This window comes from Sphingobacteriales bacterium (genome assembly GCA_012517435.1).
Classification (GTDB): Bacteria; Bacteroidota; Bacteroidia; order CAILMK01; family JAAYUY01; genus JAAYUY01.
In genome coordinates this window covers 1-2534 of sequence record JAAYUY010000248.1, presented here as the reverse complement: position 1 = coordinate 2534, position 2534 = coordinate 1, and the positions used below count along the sequence as shown (strand labels likewise).

The following is a 2534-nucleotide window of genomic DNA, read 5'->3' as shown; positions in this document are numbered from 1 at the left end:
GTACGTATTGCCGTAGCCTGCAGGATAAGGTGCAGAATAAACGAGTTCCGCCCCGTTTTTCCAACCAAGGAAACGGCAATTATAAAACTGAACCCCGGTGCAATAGGTACTGATCTCAACAAGACGCCCGCTTATGGTGTCGGTCGAAAAGGTCATCTTCCTGAAAACGACATAATCAGTGGCATCAATTAACAGGGTGAAATTTGCAGAATCGCTCAAAGGTTTATATTTCAGAATCACGCTGGTACTGTCGCCATTGGCTGCTTCAAATATAACAGGTGTCGAAACCTTTGCCCCGAAAATATATGGGACTACTACCTGCTCTTCATAAACACCCGGACTAACCTTAAAAGTTACTGTGTTGACAATGCCTTTCAGATAACAATCTATCAATGCAGCTTTGAAGCTGGAATAATTTTCACTCCCGCTTTTCCCTATGGTATAGGTTCCAGAAAGCTGGGCATTCAATTGCAGACTTATGATTGAAACAAAAGCCAGTATCCATATTTTTCTAATCATTCTCTTTGATTTTTAATACTTTCTGAATAAAAAACACCTTATCATTTCTGACGGCAATGCAGTAAAAACCCTCCGGCAGTCCTGAAGTGTTCAACTGAACAATATTGCCGTAAGTAACAGTACTTTTTAACAAGACTCCTTTTCCATCATACAGATTTACAGTAGTTTTAAGCGTATTTCCCGGAATTAAAACATTTAAGTCAGCTGAAAAAGGATTCGGAGAAATGAAACATTTCAGCTTGTCTGCCTCCGCCATGGAGGAGCAGTTTTTAAAGATAATTCTGAGGCTATCGGTATTGCTGCAACCGTTTTGCCACACTTTAACCCAAACCAGCAGCGTGTCTAATCCTGTTCCACTGCTGTCAAATGTTTTTACGGCCACAGATGACTGATCGTGCCAGAGATAAGACTGAAAATTCCCCGGGCTCAGGGTAATTTTTTTATCGGCACACAAAACGGTGTCATTTCCCAAATGAGGCATTGGCAGGGACTTTACCCTGACTGCTTTCGAGGTTGAATCACTGCATCCGAACTGATTAAATCCCAACAGGCGGATGACGGTGTCATTTTTGAATCCTGTCGTGTAAGTTTCTGCTGAAAATATTGAATTCCAGTAATATGTATCAGCACCTGAAGCATAAAAGGTATTTTCTTCAGCGTAGCAAACACTATCGGGGCCGGTAATCTCTACCTGTGGCCTTTTCAACGCATAGACAAACACGGTATCATAAGCTACGCAGTCTTCCCTGCTGGTTCCTTTTACAAAATGAAAATCATTAGCAAAAACCTTGATTTTCAATGGGTTCGAAGCAAACCAGCCGTCCCAAACATATTCCTCAGCTCCGCTCGCCATCAGTATAGCCGTGTCGCCTGTACATACGTACTTGTCTTTTCCTGCATTTACTTCTGGCAACTGAAAATAGCTGACTCTCACCGTATCAAGGTTACTCCAACCCGCTGAATCGGTTACCTTCAATACATAATTCCCATCAGTCAAAGCAAGCGCCCGAATCGAATCGGAAACAGTTTTTCCGTCTTCAAGCCTTACCCATCGGTAGCTGCAAGCGGTGCAGGGCCTGGCAGTCAGCCACACCGGTGTTCCCGGACAAACCGTAGTATCCTTTCCGGCATCAATATCAGGAAGTTCAGCAATGACGACAGAATCAATATCAATATAATTCATATTCAGGCTATCGGAGGCAAGACGGAAAGCGAACGAAATACGTTTGCCATCAAATTTTTTCAAGGGCAATACTACCCTTCGCATGACAGATGAAGCCTGATGGTTGGTGCTGTCAATCACGAAAAAAGATTGAAGTTCCCTGTTACAGTCATCGGTAATCAACACTTTCAGGCTGTCCTTTGCGGTCAGTACCCTGGCGGAAAAAGGATAAGGATTGCTCACAATGCGGTAATCAAAACTCAGGTAGGTTTTTGAAGTCAGCGGGCCGATCAGGGAAGCAAATATGGCTGTAGCCACGGAATCCTGTGTCCAGATGCTGTTGCTCAGGCTATATGAAACGACATCGTGATGGCCGGGATAAGATACCCACATATTCGATATTTTCCAGTTTTTCAGGGAATCAGGGCCTTCAAAATTTTCAGTAACCGGCAAACTAATGGGTTGATTTACAGTAAGATAATCCACTAAGGAATCATTGCCCAGGCTGGTATCGGCCTGATGCCTGACAATGGCTGTCATTTCATATTTCCCGGGAGATGAAAGATTAACTTTTCCGATGGCAACATTTATACTGGCTCCGGGTGGTATGGGAGTTTTAACAGTATCAGAGACAATCTGTTGCGATGAAAAACTTTTTATTCTTAAGCTGACCGGAGTCATTCGCAGTGTGTCAGATCCGAGGTTTCTGACTTTAACCACTGCCGGAACGAAACTATCGGCACACACCGGATTGAAAGGACTGATAATCTTTGTGATACAGGCATCGTAGCGGGGTATTTCATTGATTTCCACATCGTCCACAAACACATTGTCGCCCTCCTGATAATACTTG

The 2534-nt window shown here is 43.5% G+C and carries 2 protein-coding genes; both read right to left on the bottom strand.

Annotation, left to right across the window (positions count from 1 at the left end):
- A partial coding sequence (locus GX437_13475; GenBank protein ID NLJ08664.1) for a hypothetical protein occupies positions 1-519 on the bottom strand: 519 nt, incomplete at its 3' end.
- Positions 512-2534, bottom strand: a 2023-nt coding sequence (locus GX437_13470) for a T9SS type A sorting domain-containing protein (protein NLJ08663.1), incomplete at its 5' end; no start/stop codon positions are given. The genes GX437_13475 and GX437_13470, both read right to left, overlap by 8 nt.